General features: G+C 32.3%; 17 protein-coding genes. 7 read left to right on the top strand and 10 right to left on the bottom strand.

The features are described from left to right. The first annotated feature begins 59 nt into the window (after nt 1-59). The 3 genes from KO504_RS06850 to KO504_RS06840 all read left to right on the top strand — a co-directional run bounded on the left by KO504_RS06850 (nt 60) and on the right by KO504_RS06840 (nt 2,942). Nucleotides 60-800, top strand: a complete 741-nt coding sequence (locus KO504_RS06850) for an acyl-CoA desaturase (protein WP_215925592.1) — start codon at nt 60-62, stop codon at nt 798-800. Between the two features lie 82 nt (nt 801-882). Next, a complete protein-coding gene (locus tag KO504_RS06845; RefSeq protein ID WP_436840193.1) occupies nt 883-2,250 on the top strand; it encodes an exonuclease domain-containing protein in 1,368 nt (455 codons plus the stop codon). A gap of 89 nt (nt 2,251-2,339) precedes the next feature. After that, nucleotides 2,340-2,942, top strand: a complete 603-nt coding sequence (locus KO504_RS06840) for a hypothetical protein (protein WP_215925591.1) — start codon at nt 2,340-2,342, stop codon at nt 2,940-2,942. Here KO504_RS06840 and KO504_RS06835 read toward each other — a convergent pair. The 6 genes from KO504_RS06835 to KO504_RS06810 all read right to left on the bottom strand — a co-directional run bounded on the left by KO504_RS06835 (nt 2,939) and on the right by KO504_RS06810 (nt 11,187). Then, a complete protein-coding gene (locus tag KO504_RS06835) occupies nt 2,939-3,838 on the bottom strand; it encodes an EamA family transporter (protein ID WP_215925590.1) in 900 nt (299 codons plus the stop codon). The two genes, KO504_RS06840 and KO504_RS06835, sit on opposite strands and share 4 nt — an antisense overlap. Nucleotides 3,839-3,863: 25 nt before the next feature. Next, a complete protein-coding gene (locus KO504_RS06830; RefSeq protein WP_215925589.1) occupies nt 3,864-5,180 on the bottom strand; it encodes a DEAD/DEAH box helicase in 1,317 nt (438 codons plus the stop codon). Nucleotides 5,181-5,330: 150 nt separating this feature from the next. Then, nucleotides 5,331-5,843, bottom strand: coding sequence for a hypothetical protein (locus KO504_RS06825; RefSeq protein WP_215925588.1), 513 nt, complete (start codon nt 5,841-5,843; stop codon nt 5,331-5,333). Nucleotides 5,844-6,045: 202 nt separating this feature from the next. Next, the gene (locus KO504_RS06820) at nt 6,046-7,803 is read right to left on the bottom strand and encodes a helix-turn-helix transcriptional regulator (RefSeq protein ID WP_215925587.1); all 1,758 of its coding nucleotides are present in this window, start codon (nt 7,801-7,803) and stop codon (nt 6,046-6,048) included. A 163-nt stretch (nt 7,804-7,966) separates the two neighbouring features. Then, nucleotides 7,967-10,462 carry an ABC transporter permease gene (locus KO504_RS06815; RefSeq protein WP_215926054.1) on the bottom strand — a complete coding sequence of 832 codons (2,496 nt, stop codon included), beginning with the start codon at nt 10,460-10,462 and terminating at the stop codon, nt 7,967-7,969. Nucleotides 10,463-10,497: 35 nt separating this feature from the next. Next, nucleotides 10,498-11,187 carry an ABC transporter ATP-binding protein gene (locus KO504_RS06810; protein ID WP_215925586.1) on the bottom strand — a complete coding sequence of 230 codons (690 nt, stop codon included), beginning with the start codon at nt 11,185-11,187 and terminating at the stop codon, nt 10,498-10,500. A gap of 27 nt (nt 11,188-11,214) precedes the next feature. On the opposite strand from KO504_RS06810, the gene KO504_RS06805 reads away from it, so the two are divergent. Then, the gene (locus KO504_RS06805) at nt 11,215-11,961 is read left to right on the top strand and encodes an arylesterase (RefSeq protein ID WP_215925585.1); all 747 of its coding nucleotides are present in this window, start codon (nt 11,215-11,217) and stop codon (nt 11,959-11,961) included. Nucleotides 11,962-11,976: 15 nt separating this feature from the next. Here KO504_RS06805 and KO504_RS06800 read toward each other — a convergent pair whose 3' ends face one another. From KO504_RS06800 to KO504_RS06785, 4 genes are all read right to left on the bottom strand, one after another. Then, nucleotides 11,977-13,320, bottom strand: coding sequence for a DEAD/DEAH box helicase (locus KO504_RS06800; protein WP_215925584.1), 1,344 nt, complete (start codon nt 13,318-13,320; stop codon nt 11,977-11,979). Between the two features lie 70 nt (nt 13,321-13,390). Further along, the gene (locus KO504_RS06795; RefSeq protein WP_215925583.1) at nt 13,391-14,101 is read right to left on the bottom strand and encodes a hypothetical protein; all 711 of its coding nucleotides are present in this window, start codon (nt 14,099-14,101) and stop codon (nt 13,391-13,393) included. Between the two features lie 60 nt (nt 14,102-14,161). Next, nucleotides 14,162-15,904, bottom strand: coding sequence for a patatin-like phospholipase family protein (locus tag KO504_RS06790; protein ID WP_215925582.1), 1,743 nt, complete (start codon nt 15,902-15,904; stop codon nt 14,162-14,164). Nucleotides 15,905-16,105: 201 nt separating this feature from the next. Beyond that, entirely contained in the window at nt 16,106-16,702 is a 597-nt protein-coding gene (locus KO504_RS06785; RefSeq protein WP_215925581.1) for a hypothetical protein, read from the bottom strand. Between the two features lie 479 nt (nt 16,703-17,181). Here KO504_RS06785 and KO504_RS06780 point away from each other — a divergent pair, with 479 nt between their 5' ends. The 3 genes from KO504_RS06780 (at nt 17,182) to KO504_RS06770 (ending at nt 20,798) form a co-directional block, all read left to right on the top strand. Continuing rightward, nucleotides 17,182-17,634 (top strand): hypothetical protein, encoded by a 453-nt coding sequence (locus KO504_RS06780; RefSeq protein ID WP_215925580.1) that lies wholly within the window; start codon nt 17,182-17,184, stop codon nt 17,632-17,634. Between the two features lie 259 nt (nt 17,635-17,893). Next, on the top strand, nt 17,894-19,222 hold the full coding sequence (locus tag KO504_RS06775) for a hypothetical protein (RefSeq protein WP_215925579.1): 1,329 nt from the start codon (nt 17,894-17,896) through the stop codon (nt 19,220-19,222). A gap of 172 nt (nt 19,223-19,394) precedes the next feature. After that, entirely contained in the window at nt 19,395-20,798 is a 1,404-nt protein-coding gene (locus KO504_RS06770; protein ID WP_252723633.1) for a gliding motility-associated C-terminal domain-containing protein, read from the top strand. Nucleotide 20,799: the final 1 nt, after the last annotated feature.

Raw genomic sequence — 20,799 nt, 5'->3', positions numbered from 1 at the left:
TATTGATTTAGGTTCATTGTTTGGTGCTTCTTATCAATTTATCTTTGTAAAAAAACATTATGACAATAGTTATTTTTGTAGTGGTACTTTGGTATGGAGGCTTATTCTTTCAGTCGTTCTTTTTGCATCGCTACGCAGCACACCAAGTGTTTACAATGTCCAAAACCATGGAACGTATCACCTTTATTTTAACATGGATTTTTCAAGGTTCTAGTTATTTAAGTGCTTATGGTTACGGAGTGATGCATCGTATGCATCATGCTTATACAGACACCGAAAAAGATCCGCATTCTCCATCTTATGATGCCAATCTTTTTGCTATGATGTGGAAAACAAAAACCATATATCAAGATATAAACAAACAACGTATTGCAGTAGATGAACGCTTTACCAAAAATGTCCCACAATGGAAAAGCTTCGATACTTTTGCAAGTTCTCGTGTGTCTAGACTTTTATGGATTTCTAGCTATGTACTGTTCTTTGCGCTTTTTGTAACCGCTTGGTGGCAATGGCTATTACTGCCAATAACCTTTTTAATGGCACCTATTCATGGCGTGATTATTAATTGGTTTGGTCATATTTATGGCTATGTTAATTTTAAGATGAAAAACACGAGCAAAAACTTATTTCGTTTCGATTTTCTAATGATGGGCGAAGGCTACCATAACAACCACCATAAGTTTGCAAGCAGAGCTAATTTTGGTGTAAAATGGTATGAAATAGATATGACTTATGTGATTATAAAACTACTTAATGCCTTTGGTGTTATTCGTTTAAAACCAATCAAGATAAAAGCATAGTTGATTGTATCTTGATTTTAAATTCCCACTAAAAGGCAGTATCTTGATGGTTCTATAAAAGTTCTCACATACATATTGTAAATTGTGGGCACTAAAAGTACAAGTACCAAGCATGATGTATACTATTATTGATGTTGAAACTACAGGACAAAGCAATCGTATGACCGAAATTTCGGTGTTTAAATACGATGGTGAAACTGTAATTGATGAGTTTACATCATTGGTAAATCCTGAAACCTACATTCCACAGCACATCACAGCACTTACAGGTATTGATGATCATATGGTAGCTGATGCTCCACGTTTTGCAGATATAGCACAAGACATTCTTAATATTACAGAAGGTACCATATTTGTAGCCCACAACGTTAACTTTGATTACAAAGTGATTAGCGGAGAATTTGAACGTATTGGTATAGAGTTTACCAGAAAGAAACTATGTACAGTACGTTTGTCTAGAAAGCTATTGCCAGGCCATCGTTCCTACAGTTTAGGAAAGCTATGTAAGGCGCTTAATATAGATCTGCAAAATAGACACAGAGCCAGAGGTGATGTACAAGCTACAGTCATTCTATTTGAGTTATTACTACAACAACCAGAAGCGACAGAAGTATTTAAAGAATTTTTAAACAAGAATTCTAAAGAAGCCACCTTACCTCCTAACCTACCTAAAGAAACTTTTGAAGCCTTGCCAGATACGGCTGGTATCTATTATTTTAAGGACAAAAAAGGAACAGTCATTTATGTGGGCAAAGCCATAAACATCAAAAAAAGAGTCCTCAGCCATTTTTATAGCAAGACTAAAAAGGCACAAGATATGGTAAGAGAAATACGCGATATCGATTTTGAAAACTCTGGAAGTGAATTAATAGCATTACTCATGGAAGACGCTGCTATAAAGCACCACTTTCCTGTGTATAATAAAGTCGCTAAACGCACCATTCAATCCTTTGCCATTTTTTCTTATGAAGACCGAAATGGAATTCTACATTTAGCTAGTAATAAAGCACGACTGACACCAAATCCTATCATTACGCTTTTTAATCTAAGAGATGTGCGTACGTACATGGAAAAGCTTTGTGCACAATACAACTTGTGTCCAAAATATTGTCATTTGCAAGAATCTGTCTCTGAGTGTTCGCATTATAGTATCACAAATTGTAAAGGTGTTTGTAGAGACGAAGAATCTGTAGAAGCTTATAATAATAGAGTTTTAGAAGCCATACACGCTATGTCTAACCAAAAAGAAGATGTTATTATGAGAGAAAAAGGCCGACACAGCAATGAGGAAGCCTTTGTAATGATAAAAGGTGGTGAATATTTAGGCTACGGATTTGTTGATAAGGAAGAACAAATCAGCCATATTGATGATTTAAACGCTTTCCTCATTCCACAGAAAAACAGTATTGATATTCAGAAGATATTACGATCACGTTTGATGGAAATCTAGTATTTCAGGAAACATTTTACACCATTTTGACATGGTTTTGATACGGCATACCAATGCGCTAATTAATTTTAGTACCAAGAAAATGAATTATGATAAAATTCGATTTAAAAGTAATGTTTCTAATAGTGTTTCTATTAGGTATTTCATCAACAGCTATTGCCCAAAACACAGATGAATTAAGTATTGTAAGAGTTGATAGTACTTGGGGAAAAGAGATTATAGAATTCCCGATAGATTGGGCTTCCAAATTAACTATTGAAGGTTATGAGGAACTCAGATTTGCACCAAATTGGGCTGATAAAACAAGTGAAGAATTTTGGACGCTTGTGATGTCTTGGAATGTAAAAACCGAGACAGAGCTACCTCTTTATGAACTACAATTTAATTTTACACATTATTTCGATGGATTAATGAAACCTAATCATTGGGCTAATGAGTTTCCTGAACCAAAAGTAGAATTCTTTGAGCCTGAAACAACAGAAAACGGATTCATTTTTAAAGGGAAAATGTTTTTTTTTGATGGCTTTCATACTGGCAAACTAACAACAGTTTATATTTTAGGTCAACAAGAGCATTGCGATACCACAGGAAAATCCATCATCATATTTAAAATTTCAAGCAAAGCTTATACTGAGCGCGTATGGGAAAAACTAAATAGCATCAATATAAAAGAAGATCTCTGCAATTTCTAAACAATATCTTTCTTTCTAGTTGTAATAAAATAAACACCTGTAAGTAATACTACAGCAGCAATTATAGATTGTGTACTCAAGGTTTCATCTAAAACATACCATCCTAAAATCATAGCAACAATAGGATTTATATAAGCTGAAGTTGCCACTTTTTCTGTAGAGACTTGTTTTAATAGGTAATTAAAAGCCGTAAAAGCAGCAATACTTCCAAATGTAATAAGAGCCAACATAGCGAGTTGCACTTTAGGACTCCAAACTAATGGAGAGGTCCAATCCTCTCCCAAGGTTAGACTTCCGCAAGCTAGCATAATACTAGCAATGCCCATTTGGTAGCCTGTACTTACAAAATAATTTTTAGGCACGTCTGCTTTGGCGACATATACACTACCATAACTCCAACTTAAAACACAAGTAAAAATCATAAAAATACCTAATAGGGTTTCTTCGTTTGTTACCAGTTCTTTTTGACTCACTAGCAAATACATGCCAAGAATACCAAGGCCAACTCCTATTAAGGATTTTGGTCTCATTTTTTTATGATCTATTAATCGCATTAATAATAACACAAACAGTGGTTGGGTAGCGGCTAATAACGCGCCAAACCCACTATCAACATATTTTAAAGCCCATACAAAAACACCATTACCATATACCAAAAACAAAAAGCCAACAAGTGCTGAATTTAGGAACTGTTTTTTCGTGATTTTAAGACTAAATTTTAAGACTTTAGCGATACCAAAAATTAAGATACTCGCAACAGAAAAGCGTACAGCAGCTAGAAATAAAGGAGGTAATTCTGTTACAGAAATTTTATTTAGCAAATAGGTAGAACCCCAAATAATGTAAATAGCAATAAACGCTATAATAATTAAAGATTTAGAGCTAGGTTTTGGCATGGTCAGATTTTATATTTAGATTCAATTAAATAGGATAAACTCTAACCTTTTTCTTCTTTAAGCGTACATTATTAAGCTTATTGACTAAATCATCAGAAATTGACTTGGGAACAGCGACAAAAGCACAGTCTTGTTTTAACTCAATAACACCTAATTGATCTTTACTAATACCTCCTTGTTTAAAGAATAAACCAGCAATATCTCCTTTAGATATTTTATCTTTTCTACCTCCAGAAATAAATAATGTGGTCCAAAATGAAGGTTTTATTTCCCCAGATTTTTTAAGCGTTAGTATTTTAGATTTTTCTACAAACTCAGGAAATACTTCTCTATCTCCTTTAATAAGATAAGCTGTTCCTTTAGCATTTACTCGAGCTGTTCTACCATTTCTATGGGTATATTCTTGAATAGCTTCAGGAATTTCATAGTGAATAATATAACTCATTTCAGGAATATCAATACCTCTAGCAGCCAAATCACTCGCCACTAAAATATTTACACTTCCATTTCTTAACTTAATTAAAGCACGTTCACGATCGCGCTGCTCCATACCTCCATGAAAGCATGTATGTGCAATTTTTCGTTTGTCTAAAAAACGACTTAAATCTTCTAAACGTTCCTTTTTATTACAAAATACAATACCAGGCGCATTACCTAAATGGTATAATAAGTCAACTAAAGTATTATGTTTATTAGCCGATGGTGACAACACTGTTTTTACCGTTAATTTTGGACTTGATTTATCTTTTAAGAAATTTAAAGTTTTGGCACCATCCATTTTAAGATAGGCAGGAATTGATGCTCCCTCTGTTGCAGAAGTTAAAATTCGCTTGTTAACATTTGCCAAATAGCCCATTATAAACTTCATCTCACCTCCTGCTCCAACTTCAATTGAAATATCAAACTCATCTATCACCAAAGTTTTTATAAATTTAGTAGTAAATCGAGCTTGCTCAAAATGATCGGCTAAACGTCCTGGTGTTCCAATTAATATGGTAGGTGTGTGTTTTAATTCTATTTTATCCTTTGAAATAGCACGTCCTCCGTATATAGCATTAGCTTTATAACCAGAGCCCATATTTCTAATTACGGTTTCAATTTGAATTGCTAATTCACGAGAAGGCACAATAATTAAAGCTTGGACTTCTTCTTCAATGGTTGGGTCTAAAGCATCCAATAAAGGCAATAAAAAGGCTAATGTTTTTCCAGTTCCTGTTGGAGATAAGAGAATAGTGTTTGTGTTTTTTTCAATCGCCTCAATAGCAGATTCTTGCATTGCATTGAGTGCGTATATGTTTAATTTCTCGAGAATATCTTGTTGATCTTTAATGCTATTAGCCATTGCTATTTTTTGTTTGTTTTAGAATTGTCTGACGTAGAACTTTCTGAATTATCGGACAAAGATAGGTATATCATTCTTGAGAATTAACAAAACAAAAGCAACACCTTAAAAGATGTTGCCTTCTTAGCAAGTTATTAATAACGGTTAAGGTTATCTTGTAACTAATTTAGATTTATTTCCTTTTTTAAGTACTATTGTATAGGTGAATTTTGATGCTTTTTCCTTAGAATAAAAAATCTTGCAATTGCTCTTATTAAAAGACCATCCTGGATAATCTTTAGCCAATTGACTTGTTAAATCATAAGGTATTCTTACATCTTCATAATACTCCTCTGATTTTATAATCTCACCATTATGGTCATAAACAGCTTTAATATAATTTTCGTTGGCTTCAAATACAACATCATAAGTAACCGATTTATTATTACTGTAAATAGACTCCTTAGAAATATCATAAGTAGCGGCTATTTTTTGTAATTTTTTAATACGTGTAGCCAAATGCATAGTTTCATTACTATTATTCATTACATACGATTCATTTTTGATTTTTGAAGTTTTAATAGTAATGTCGTTATCATTAGCCGTTGCCATAGCTAAGTCATTCTGTGCAGAGATAAGGTTGGTTAAACCTAAAATACATAAACCAAGAAGAAATTTTTTCATGAGTGATACAATTTTATGGGTTATACTTATTATTAATGATGTTTTATAAACAGGCTATACTTAATAAGATATTAGGACATGACGAAGTTACTAGACATGATACTTCTAACCATAAATTTGAGATAGACTGCTAATGAACAAGCAATAGACAATTAATAGACAACGGAATAAAAACTAAACTAAAATACTGCTAATGAGTGTTTTATAAATTTTGAATAAAAAAGTCTAAATCGACATCTTCTGAGAGATTGAGTTTTTTTCTTAAACGGTAACGGCTCGTATTTAGTGACGCTAAAGTTATATTTTGAAGAGTAGCAATACTACGACTTTCAATTTTTAAGCGAATTAATGAGCAAAGTCTAATTTCATTTTTACTCAAATTTGGATAACTGTGTGTGAGTTTACTATAAAAGGTATGACTTAATTTGTCTAAGCGTTCAAAGAAATCTTGCGTATCACTATCTACATTAATTTTATTGGCAATAGCGTGATCTAAGGTTTTTATTAAGGATTCGCGTTCTTCTGATGAAGTCTGCTTTATGGCCTCTAATTGCGCTGCTAATTCTTTTGCCCAATCTTGATCTTGGGTAAGTTTTATAGCAAAATCAGACAAATCACGTTCTTTAGATTTAATCTCTGAATTAAGCTGCACGACCTTTAAGGCTGAGTTTTCTAGTTTCTGTTCAGCTAATAATTGTTTATTTTTTGCATTGATAAGGTGTTGCCTTCTACTAATAATAAGCGTCATTAATAGAATAATGAAAATAGACGATAAAAGCCCAATAAACCAAAGTTTAGCACGCTGATTTTTAATCATATTATCTTTTTGAATACGATCTATTTTAAAATTTAATTCAATTTTGTCTATCGTAATATCATTCAATTCTTCTTGCCATTTTTTATCAGCATGATTAGATATGGTTTGAAGACTATCCGAAAAACGTTCTATCGTCTTTACTGTAGCATAGGCTTCTAAAATATTGTTTTGAGCACTTAATAAACGTTCTTTAGCTCTTAAAAATTCTAATTTAGAACTAGACGTTATATTATTATTCAATTCTTGAAGCTTTACAACGGTTTCTAACTCTTTAAAAATCCGTTGTGCTGCGTCTAACCGACTTAATTGCGTATTAGTAGTTACTAATTGTGATCCTGCACTAATTAACCGAGGAATATCTTTAGCTAAGGTTGCTTCATTAATGGCTGTTTTGAAATACTCGAAATTTTGCTGATATAATGGCTGTGCCTTTTTATAATCTTGCTGGTCTATATAAATATCTGCAATATTATCGCGTATACTTCCATTTAAAGTATGCTTTGGAAATTTAGACTTTGTAAGCGCATAGGCACGTTCAAAGAAATACATCGCAGAATCAAGGTCTTTTTTATGCCAATAAAAAAAAAGGCCATAATTGTTTATTGAAGACGGATGGTAAATATAATTTAGATTCTTAGTAAACGCCATATTTGCTTTATGTTGAAATGCTGCGCTATCTAATAAACCAAGCTTTGCATAACTCTCTGCAAGCATGCTTCGCGCATAACTTCGCATTTCTATATATTTATTGCGCTCAGCTATATCTAATTCATTTTCATGATCTTCGTAGTAATTAAAAAAGTTGAGATAAGATTTAATAGACTCTTTAGGAAATCCTACTTCTCTAAACCAATTTCCCGAATGTAGATAACTATCTAAAACAAATTTAACGTGTCCTTCAATATGATTTAATATGTCTAAACGCTTAAAGTGAAGAGATAAATACCTTTGCATTTGGACATCAGAAAATGAAGCGCGTCGGTATGTTTTTATATCATCTTCTGGAAATACAAAAGACATAGAGTCGCTAATCTGTTGGTACTCCTTAAAAGCTAATTCACTAGTAATTGCTGTGCCTTGAGACCATAACTGTGGTATGCCTATACTGCACAAAAGCAATAGTGATGCGTAATACTTAAACATTAATTATCAATAGGTTAGGATGCTCTAAATATACCTATTTTTTTAGAGTAACAGTATAAACCAGAAAAGACTTTAATAAAAGTAAGCCTTAAAAAATCGCTACAGAAGTTCATTATTCTGAAGTGACATTCCTACTTCAAGCAAAAATCAATATTTAAAGCAACTATCCTTCTTTACGCAAGACTTCTAAAGGCGAACTTCTAAGTACGGTTTGAATATTACTCAGTCCAATTCCTAATACCAGTATAGTAATACCTGGTAAAAAGACTAAAAATGGAATTAATGAAGGGGTAAACGGTTCTTTAAATACAAATAGAGCTAAAAATAAGCTACTGACTAAAGCTAATAAAATACCAACTAAACTGCCTAAAAGTCCTAAAAACACGTATTCAAAAGCTGAAATTCTTAATATCTGAGAATTCTTAGCGCCAAGTGTTCTTAGTAATACACTTTCTTTAATACGTTGGTATTTACTAGTTCTTACAGAGCCAATAAGGACTATAATTCCTGTGAGAATACTAAAGAAGGCCATAAAATTAATAATCCATGACACCTTATCTAGGATATCTTCAATAATAGTAATAACTTGTCGTAAATCTAGAATAGATACGTTAGGAAATTTTTGAACCAAATCGCGTTGTAAGTTTGCAGAAGCCACTTCATTTGGTGCAGAAGTAGAAATAACATTAAACTGTGGAGCTTTCTCTAGGACTCCTTTTGGAAATACAATAGAAAAGTTGAGTTGTATTTTTCCCCAATCTACCTTTCTAATACTACCAATTCTTGTTTCCATAAGCACTCCTTGCACATTAAAAACAATAGCATCACCAACACCAACTTTAGCATCTTTAGCAAGATTATCTGAAATAGAAATAACGATTGGTTCTCCCGGCTTTAATTCTGATGTCCACACACCTTCTAATAGTTCTTCTGAAGCTATAAGTGAATCGCGGTAAGTTGTTCTAAATTCGTGATTTAGAATCCAACCACGAACTTGTTTTGTGGTATCTTTTTTCATGTCATTTACCAACTGATCTTTAATGCGATGCATACGCATTGTTACCAATGGAATATTATCTACAATAGGTAAACCTTGAGACGTAATTGTTTGTTTTAAAGCATCACGCTGTTCACTTTGTACATCTAAAATAATGAGATTAGCACTACCTGCCGTTTGTCCCACTTCGGTTTTTGACAATAAGATATCTTTAGTAAAATATAAAGTACTAATTAAGAATGTACCTAATCCAATAGCAACTACTAAAATAACCGTTTGATTGTTGGGTCTAAATAAGTTTAGCAAACTCTGGCGTGCTGTAAAACCCCAACGTTTAGGAAAATACTTCCGAATTAATTTAATGCACAACAAAGCAACACCAGCTAAGACAGCAAAAGTGATGAGCGTTGCGATAACAAAACCTAAGGCATAAGCCACATCTTGAAGCAACCAATATGAAAACAAAAACAGAAAGCTCAATATAATTAGGAAGACAGTAAACCTTACTTTTTTAGGCTCTTGTGAGGCTTGTTCGTTTACGCGTAGTACCTCTAAAGGAGACACATACCAAGTTCTTAATAACGGTAATAAAGCAAATAATACTGACATAAAAAGTCCGAGAAAAACACCCATTACAATAGGCTGAGCAGAAATACTTATGGTAACAGCAAACGGAAGGAAGTCTTTTAAAAGCAAAGGAAATAACTCTTGTACTCCTACGCCAACTAGAGCGCCAATTAAGCCACCAATAATTCCAATTCCAGAAATTTGAATCAGGAAAATAAGAAAGCTCTGTAATCTAGAAGCTCCCATACATTTTAAAACCGCAATCGCTTTTAATTTCTCTTTTATATAAATATGAACAGAGCTAGCAATACCAATACACCCTAATAATAAAGCTATAAAAGCAGCTAAATTTAAAAACTTGCTCACATTATCATAACGTCTACCTAAGCGTTCACTAGTACTTGTATGTGTATCTAAATCTGCACTTTCGGCTTTTAGCATAGGATTCATTTTAGCTTCAAAAACCTCTAAATCAAGTGTGTCTGAAGCTTTGTAGAAGTATTGGTATTCTTTACGACTACCAAATTGTAATAATTCTGTATCTTTAATAAAGCGATAAGGAATTATAATTGGTGGTGCTACCGAAGTTGAAATAGCCGTGCTTCCTGGAATAGCTTTTAATGCACCTATAATAGGAAGTGTTATATGACCTACTTTTATAGAATCTCCAGGTTTAATATTAAATTGAAGTAATAAAGTAGCATCAACTAAAGCTCCTCCTGTTTCTTGATAAGTTGCTGCAGCTAAAGCAGGTTGTGTCTCAATTGTACCATAAAACGGGAAGTCTCCTTCTAAGCCACGTACTTTAACCAATTTTGTCCCTCCATTTTTAGGAAAAGCAACCATGGACATAAAGTTAACTTCAGAAGCATCAGGTTTTAAAGAGTCTATAATTGTTTGGGCTCGTTCCGTAGGAACTTGTCTCGTATCTATAATATAATCCGCTCCCATCAAGGCTTTGGATTGTCGCTGAATGTTGTCTTTAAGATTGGTACTAAATAACTGAATAGATACTACAGCTGCAATACCTAAAATAATAGATGCCATAAATAATAGCAATCGCACTCTACTTGCCTTAGCATCTCGCCAAGCCATTTTAAAAAGCCAAGCCGTGTTTAGTTTAGATATACTCAAAGTGTTGTCGTTGCTTGATTTGTTAGTATTTGTCCACCTTTTAATCGTAGAATTTGTTGTGTACGATTTGCTAATTCTAAATCGTGAGAAATAATTACTAAAGTCGTTCCTGCTTCTTTATTCAAATCAAACAACAATTTTATAACCTTTTCTCCTGTTTCTTCGTCTAAATTTCCTGTTGGTTCATCTGCAAACAAAATGGAAGGAGAGTTTGCAAAAGCTCTTGCTAAAGCCACTCGTTGTTGTTCGCCTCCCGAAAGCTGTGATGGATAATGATGAAAACGATTTGCTAATCCTACTTTTTCTAATAATGACTTACTTTTTTTTACCGCATCTTTATCTCCTTGTAATTCTAAAGGTACGCTTACATTTTCAAGTGCTGTAAGTGTTGGTAACAACTGAAAATTTTGAAATATAAAGCCTACTTCTTTATTTCGCAATTGCGCGCGTTCGTCTTCATTTAATTGACTTAAATCATGTCCACATAACTCTACAGTTCCAGCATTGGGGTCATCCAGTCCAGCACATAGACCTAGTAAGGTTGTTTTTCCACTTCCTGAAGGGCCAATAATTGAGAAGGTTTGTCCTTTTTCAACATCGAAAGAAATGTTATTTAAGACCGTTAATTGTTTGTTACCACTAGAATATGTCTTTCCTAGACCAGTAATCTTTAATATCTTTGGCATATTAACTTTTAAATTTTTAGGACACTTATGTCGAAGGCTCAAAATAATCATTTGTATTTAATTTCACCAATCCTAAACGGCTCTAAACTCATAAAATTTTGTTATTTTATGGTAAGTGTGCTATTCCTTGGTTGTGGTAATAATACCGCTACAAAAGATAAAACGGAAACGCAACCTCTATCAAAAACAGAAGATACTGTGATTAGTGAAACCAAATCTAAAACCATTCTCTGTTTTGGAGATAGTATTACTGCAGGTTATGGATTAGACGATATTAATGATGCTTATCCTGCCATCTTACAACAAAAAATAGATGCTTTAGACTTGAATTATACCGTTGTTAATTCGGGAGTAAGTGGAGAAACTACTGCTGGTGGAAAAAGTCGTATCAACTGGATTTTAAATCAAAACATTGATATTTTCCTATTAGAATTAGGGGCTAACGACGGCTTGCGAGGTGTCGCACTTTCTGAAACACGTGCCAATCTTCAATCTATTATAGATGCTGTAAAAGAAAAAAATGCAGAAACAACTATCATCCTTGCAGGGATGGAATTACCACCCAATATGGGACAGGATTATACTACAGAATTTAGACAAATCTTTGCAGATTTGGCATCTAAGAATGATTTAAAGTTTATTCCTTTTATACTGAAGGATGTAGGTGGCATTGCTAAGTTAAATCAAGCTGATGGCATTCATCCTACTATTGAAGGTCATAAAATAGTGGCTAATACCGTTTGGGAAACTCTAGAACCAGTGATTAATAATTAATAACGCTTTCTGAAGTTAGTGCTTCTTTTTTTTCTTTTTATTAGCCTCGGGTTTTGTGGCAGCTAAAGTTGTTTCTGCTAATTGGTGAGCTAATACTTTCTCTATTAACTCTTCTTTGGTTAAATGATGAAAAATAGTACGAACGTCTTTTCTTAGCGTTTCAGAAATAGCTCTGTTTGGTTTGGTCTTAAATATCTTTCTGGCCCATAACACCGCTTTAGTTTCTTCAATACTTTGTGTATTCGCTTTTTTTAATTCAGAAAAATGAATACCTAATTCATTTTCAAAATCGGCAATATCAATGACTTCTTCTTGCTGTAGAATAGTTAAAGCTAAGCCCTTTGCTCCTGCTCTTGCTGTTCGTCCTGATCTATGAACGTAAGCATCGTAAGTATCTGGTAAATGATAATTTATTACATAAGCCACGTCTTTAATATCTAAACCACGTGCAGCCAAATCTGTTGCCACTAAAATATCGATATGAGCTTCTCTAAATTGTCCCATAATGCGATCGCGAATACCTTGGGTTAAACTACCGTGAATAGCACCAGACGAAAATTTATTAATTGCTAAATTCTTAGCGAGTTTATTAACCGCAGCTTTGGTTTTACAGAAAATAATACCGCGTTGACCTGCTTTAGAATTTAAAAAATGAAGAAGAACATCTAATTTTTCAATAGGTTCAACCACCACAAACTGATGATCTATACCTTGATGTCCAACAGTTACCATATCTGCTTCAATATGCACGACATGTTTTGACATGTAATTTTTAACCAATTGTTTTATGGTTCCTGGCATAGTAGCAGTAAATAATAATGTACGTCTCTTTTTAGGAACTTCTTTAATAATAGCGTCTAATCCCTCTTTTAAAGCACTAACCATTTCATCTGCTTCATCCAAAACAAAGTATAAAATCTTTGAAATATCAACAGCGTTTCGTTTTACCAAATCGGCCAAACGACCAGGTGTTGCTACAACAATATGTGTGGTACTTTGTAAACGTTCTATTTGAGGTTTAATAGGAATACCACCACAAACTGTGGCAATAGACATCTCAGGAATGTGTTTAGCAAATGCATTTAAATTGGCGCTAATTTGTTGACCAAGTTCTCGAGTTGGTGCTAAGATAACAGCTTGTATTTCGTTTTTTTTTACATCAATTAACTGTAATAATGGCAAGCCAAAGGCGGCTGTTTTTCCTGTTCCTGTTTTAGCTAAAGCTACTACATCATCCACTTTCTGTAATATAACAGGGATGGTTTTGTTTTGAATATCTGTAGGATTAGAAATGTGTAAATCAGCTAGTCCTTTTTGTAGCTGTTCATTAATTCCTAAATCGGAAAAATACTTTGACATAAAAAAATAATTTTGACAAAGGTAAGAATACTGTTCTTGGGAATGGCATAAATAAGAACGATCTAAAAACTTAACTTTTCAGTGTTTTTAAATACCTCTTTAAGTCCGTTTTAAAATTATTAAGAATGTTATTATAAACATTAACATATAAAAAACGTAGAGATGCCATACGAGCTTTGTGTTCTTTGCTTGTTGTTAAAAACGTAAAGCACTCAGGAGTACAATTAAAATCCGTGATAAATTCAACATACCAATCTTCACTGTGTTCTATAGCTTTTAAATTGTCTGATATAGCTTTAAATATAATAGCTTCAGTATCATCTATACTCTTTAAATACAGCTTATAAGAGCTACTAAGATTAAGCATATTCTTGGCATCTTTACTATTGTTAAGTTGCGCATTGTCAATCAGGTTTGTAGCAGAATTACCAAGTGATAATACTTTGATATTTAACAGTAAAGTAGCAACAACACTACCAGAATTAAGCTTTGAAGCATCATGTGGTCTATCTAATACTTTTAAATAAGCTTGATTAAGTGTGTTTAATTTTTGTTCAAATTCTTCTATGTGTTTTATATCTTTTTCTAGCTGAACAATGACTTGAGATTTTAATTCTTGATTAGAGTCATCTAGATTTTTTTTATTGAAATAGCTATTAATACTTACTGCAATTAAAATACCTACAACCACTAAAATAATTTCACCAAAAGCGTAAGTTAAGTATGACTTTAAGCGTTTACGTTCTATAAATTGGAAGCGTTGTTTGTTGAAGAGTTTCATATCATGAATATATAGTTTTAATATCTAAAAAAAATAATTATTAATTGACAAAGTTTATCACTAATTATACATTTTTCCGTTTTTAAAATCAGTTTCCACTTGTTCTATAATCCATTTCGTAATTTTACCAGCAATAACACCTCTAAAAACACTTACAATTGGACGCAACCACCAACGTTTAATACGTCCTTTTAATTCGGCTTTTAAAATGGCTTTAACTCTGTTTTTAATTGGTTTTTCTAAAGCTTTAAAGGCTTTGGCATTAAATTGAGGAAAGTCTTCAACCTCATAGCTTGTTGGGTTAGTATCGCCTTTAATTTTACTCACATCAGGAATAATAGGCATATAAATTTTTTCGCTCCCATCTTTTTGTTTCACTTTCTTTCTAAATTCTTCAATTGCAGTATCACTAACGCCATAGAACAAATTGTTAGGATTGTTTTTATCGCATTCTAAAAAAAGAATTCCTCTTAGGAAATTACGCGCATTATCTCTACCGAGAAAAAAATCATGTTGTCTAAATTTAATATCTAAAAATCCACCAAAACCTTCTAAAGCGCCTGTAGCTAATGGAGGATGTTCTCTAATTTCCATTTTTCCTGGTTTTAACTTTCTAGGAAATGACATCAACTTAAACAAGCCCACACCATAAGTATCTGTCTGTTTATAACGTGCTTGGTTAAGAATAGTTGGCACTAAAGCTCCTAATATTCCTAAAACACTTGAGATTTTATAATTGACTGTATCTGTTTTTTTGGAATCGAAAAAACTAGGGAATGGATCAATTAAAACTGTTCCAAATTTAGGGTTGTCTATATTAGGTTCTCCATGTTTTTTAATAAGATGACGTAAAACTTCATCAAAAGGTTCGTTATTTATTGTACCTCCATCAATAGCTGTAAATTGAAAATTTGATGACGTTTCTTCATCTATTAGAACGTCCAAATTATCATCGATTAAGGATTTTCTAACTTTTAAACTGTTATTTAAATATGCTGTAGCAAATTCATTATCAAAATAACGTGGTTTTAAACCAATAGGAAATGCACCAGTTGCTTTTGTTATTTTTTTTAAAAAATCTCTTGACTCTAATGAATGTGGATGAAAAGGTAAATAATGGTTTTTATCTTTTTCTGCATCATAATTCAGTTTAAAATGCGCTAAAACATCATGACTGCTAACACGGTGAGAAGGCGTTTCGTCTAAAAATTTAGATTTAATTCTACTTAATTTTACTTTATAATCCAGAGGTCTAAGACTTGTTAGTGTAATTAGTAACCTTAAATCTTTAGCAATAAATTCTGGTAAGTTTTTTAAACTAGCGTCAGTGGGCAATTCGTTAAAAACACGTTCTGCAATATTATCTATAGGACTAGAGTTTAAGAGTGATGGTGTGCCAGTTTCTGGGTTAATATCAGAAGTGTCCAACATTTTTTCAAAAGTAGCTTTACCACTCCCCTTTTCATTATAAAGATCTAAATCATCATCTAAAAACACCCAACTATCATAAAGGATATTACCTGTTTTTTTGTTGGACACTTTTTTTACAGGTTTCCAATTGCCTGCATATAATGCTAAAGTTGCTATCATTCCAACCATTCCACCTGCCGAAGCACCTCCAATAGCATCAATAACCACATTATGGTTAGGAATGTTACTATTTGGATTATTTTTTTGTGCCTGCTTTGCTAATTCCCATTCCGAAAGAGCCTCCAAGAGGTAATCTACAAAACCAGCAGTATAAGCACCTGCAGATACTGCGCCTGCTAAAGAAAGCCCTAAATGAAAGGTTTGTTTACTCATTAGATCTGTTTATTTAAATATCATTAAGGTTTAAAACTATAAAGAAAGATGAAGGTATGCAATCTTCTTAAAGAGATATAAAATTATAGACTAGAGATCTAAATGTTTTGATTGCCTTTAAATACGATAAAAGATAGAACACAAAAAAGCGTCCTAAATATGTTATTTAGAACGCTTAAATAAGCTATTATGTTAAGATTACTATTTTGTAGCTTCTGTGTCTGATTTTAAAATGATATTACGCTGAGCAACTAAAATACCATTTTCTTTTTTTAATTTTAAAATTCTAGATAAATCTCCTTTTTTTGCCATACGTTTTCTACACATTTTTGTTAGCATCGGATCTTCATCAAAAAGAAAGGTCTCTACCACATAAGCATCTTTAGATGGTTCTTTTACAATTGGAAATAATTGTTGCATTTGATTAAATCTTCTATCGTTTCCTGGAACAAACGTATAAAATGTATAACGACCATCTGCATCCGTTTTTATCCATCCCCTATGGTTAACATAACGTTTTTCTTTAGTTTCTCTTAAATCAAAATCACCATTTTCGTCTGGTTGCTCTACATAAAGAATAACATCTTTTGCAGGTGTTACTCCATCATTTTTATAAATAATACCTGAGACTTTAAGTTTATTCGTTTTAGATTCATAATCAGGAATAGTATCTACATTCTTAAAATTAAGGTCTGTATAATCATATAATGGTAGTTGATTATTAGAATCTTGAGCTGAAATAATGCAATTAGCGCTAAAAAAGCAGATAAAGCAATATAAGAACATTCGATTTTTCATAAGATAATGAGTTAAGATTACCTAAAATTGAAGCTTTTAGTTGGTAAATCGTTAAAAATCTTATCAATGTATTATTTATACGACGAACCGAAAATGCCGACAAATATTTCCGATGAAATACTAAGAATTACAATTCGATAAAAGAAGGTAATTGTTACAGTATTTTTCTGCTTAAGAAAATGTTTTGATGCATTTTATCGATATCAAAATATTAGCTTTTTAAGCCTAAAAAAAATGCGATTTTTAAATTATATTTCATTTTGGGCCTGAAAATCATTCATTTTTAGGCAATTATCTCGTTAAAAAACAACAATGTATTTTGTCGGTATTATGTGCGTTTTGTCAAGTAATTAAGCAGTTTAACTATAAAAATAGCTATTTAATCGATATGAAATTTTGTAAAAAACATAGAAATATAGTTGCTTTTTTTAATTAATTGCATAGATTTGTTGCACTAAGATTAATTTAAAAGCGTGAATATGAATACCAAATCTACTTTATTTTGTGCGATTTTTTTTCTAATGATTACCTTTGGTTTTGCTCAAAAAAAAGAGGAATCTCAGAGTATTATTAGTGGTAAAGTAAATATCTCCAAATACCACAGTCGAGATGACTTAAAAAAGATGAAAAAGGGAGATTTACTTGTTCTTTATATAGAACGAATAGAAGTTATTGTAAATATACTTCCAAACATTGCATTCGCAACTAAACCGGGTGTTACAATGGAAACATTAGGTATTCCTGATACAAAAGATAATAAAAGAGCATTAGAAGAAAACATTGAAGCCTCTACGTCTTATTTTGATAGTACTATGGAATTTCAAAAAAAAATATTACCCTATTCAGACACGAAGGATTTAATAGCGGCAATTCTTTTTTATGAATCTACATTAAAAGCATTACATACCTATGACGATTTTAAAAAGGACTAATTAGTTTTTTTATTTATTTAATGTGTTTTAAAACCTTGACCGTATTATCTGTCAAGGTTTTTTTATTACTGTTTTTATGACACATTCCTTATAAACCTATAAATTTATTCGACAAAGTGTTGTTTTTTGTAAGAAAAATATTGTTATATGTATAATATTATGTATTTCATCGATATTATTTGTGTTTCATAGGTATTGTTTATATGTTTGATGATATAAAGTTTAAAAGCCCTTAATCTAAACTTAAAATTAACCTACTATGAAAAAAATTACTTTTACTACACTTGTCTTTCTTTTAGTGTTAGGTAATTTATTTGCCCAACAGGAAAAAGGAATTACTGGCTATAACAATTGGCTAGATTCATGGACAGACTTTCAGCCTAATAAAGCCAACTATGAAGAACCTACACAAATACTGTCTGGCAACATTTCGGAAAACACAACATTAACAAAAAGGAATACCTATCTTTTGCTAGGTGATGTTTTTGTTACAGATAGTACAACTTTAGTTATAGAACCTGGTACAGTAATACTTGGTGACTATAAAACCAAAGGATCATTAATTATTAGCAATGGTTCTAAACTTATAGCCGAAGGAAAATCTACAGACCCAATTGTATTTACATCTAACAGATCAGATAAAAAACCAGGAGATTGGGGAGGTATTTTTATTCTTGGTGATGCTCCTATTAACACCTTTGGAAAAGTAGCGTCACTTAATTATGGCTTAAATCCTTCTTCAACCGAAAGTATTAGTTATGGTGGCGATAACACAGAGAGCAACTCTGGTGTGCTAAACTATACTAGAATTGAATACGCTGGAAAAAAAACAAAGGATTTTGGAAATTTTAGCGGATTAACACTTGCAGGTGTTGGATCAGAAACTAATATTAAAAATGTAATGGTTAGTTATTGCGAAGGCAATTCATTTAACATTTTAGGTGGAGAAGTAAACCTAACAAAAACGGTTTCTTTTAGATCTAATAAAAACGATTACAACTTTAACCAAGGTACACAAAGTACTATAAAAAATGCTTTAGCGGTAAGATCACCTTACATCTCTAGTCCAGATGGTTCACGTTGTATGTATATCAGTTCTTACGATATAAAAGAAAAAGCAGACACCTCTAAAAAGGAAACCTTTGTAAATGCTGAAAACCTTACGTTAGTTAATGTAAGTAATGATTTAAAATCAGATATTAAAGTAGGCTTAGTACAAGAAGCAATTTATATTGGGCCGGATGTATCGTTTAATATTCATAAAAGTGTGATTTCGGGATTTAAACCAGCTGTTATCTTAGATGACAGAATAGAAATCAACAATGAAAATTTAGAAAAGATTCAATTCACGCGTTCATATTTCAACAATTGTAAAGGAAATATTTATAGAAAAGATCACATTAACAATGATGATTTAGAGAGTTGGTATGGAAGTCGAGCTTTTGACAATGTGTACTCTAAAGGACCAGATTCTGAAACCTTTATTGACTCAGATAATAGTAGAGCTCCAGATTTTAGATTAAGAATTAACAAAATTATAGCTTCAAATGATTTGTTTGACGATGAAAAAGAAGAAGATGATGAATAAAATAATTTCAAACGCCCAATAATATAACATATATGCAAATGATTGTTTAAATATGTTACTATACTGATAAAACCCAAATAGCTTATAGATTAAAAAATTACACCCCAACCCGATGCTTAAACCTACTTACCTAACACAATTCTTATTTGGAATTTGCCTATGTACTGTTTTAATGTCAAAACAGGCTACTGCGCAAGTAGTAATTGGTACGCCAAACTTAGGTTTTAGTCAAGCATGCGCAAGTGCATCATTTAACACTTATAATACTACATTTGTTTTTTCACCTGAATCTGCATTAAGTGCTTCTAATCAATTTACTATTGAAATGTCTGATGCTGATGGTGATTTTTCAGATCCAACAATAGTGTATACTTCTGAAGCAGGATCAGTAACCACCTCACCTGCAACTTTAGAGTTTTCAATACCAAACACAACTGCTGGCGAAAATTATCGTATTCGTATTAAAAGTAGTGCACCTGTAGCAACAAGCTCTAAATCAATGCCTTTTGCGGCTTATTATAAAATACAAGACTCACCATTTACAATTAATAATTTAGTTTCAACTGGAGCTTTTTGTACAGGCGGTAGCTATTTATTAACTATAGATAATCCTGGAAGTGAAACAAACGATTCTCCATTACTTTATCCAAACCTAACTTTTTCTTGGTACAAAGAAACAGGTCCTACAACATATGCTTATGTCGCAGATGGACCAACACTATCTGTAAGTGAGAATGGTACTTATTTCGTAAAAACAAATTATGGCAGTTGTACATCAGATTCATTTTCTAATCGTGTAACTATTAGTGAAGCTATTTCTGGTGAAGCTAATGCAACTATTGCTTCTAGTTTAGGAAATCCATATTGTCCAGAACAAGGTTTTACAACCTTAAGTACAATTGGCGGAAATACATATCAATGGTTTAAAAATGGCAACCTTATTCCAGGTGCTACAGGTCAAATGTACCAAACTAATGAGTCTGGTACATTTTCAGTTCAAGTAGATTTAGGAGATTGTTCCGCTTCAGGTACTATAGAGTTGGTAAGTGAACTATTTGAAAGTTCAATTGACGTCTCAGAATATAATGAAATGCTTTCAGGAGAATCGTTATTGGTTAATGTGACTACAACAGCTCAAAACCCTATATACACTTGGTATTTAAACAATACAATTATAGCAAGCGCAACTGAAGCCTCTTTTGAGGCTACTGAATTTGGCGATTATAAAGTTGTGATCTCAGAAACTACAGGTTGTGAAGCTTCAGTAGAATACACATTTACAATTGAAGAAGCTCTAGACCTTTTTCCTGATGTTGAAAAAATACCAAATGTTATTAGCCCTAATGGCGATTTAATAAATGACACTTGGGTTATACCAACTGCTTATGTAAGTGGAACAAATACCGAAGTTGTTATAATGACCAATCGTGGTGAAATAGTATTAAAAACCAATGATTACCAAAATAATTGGCCAGAAAATAATTTAAACTTAACAAGTATTAATCAGGTGTTTTATTACATCATTACAACTGCTGATAACAACACAAAAAAAGGAACTATAACCGTAGTGAAATAAT

The sequence above is a fragment of the Winogradskyella psychrotolerans genome (assembly GCF_018860565.1).
GTDB classification, from domain to species: Bacteria; Bacteroidota; Bacteroidia; order Flavobacteriales; family Flavobacteriaceae; genus Winogradskyella; species Winogradskyella damuponensis.
This window is presented reverse-complemented; position numbering and strand designations above follow the sequence as displayed.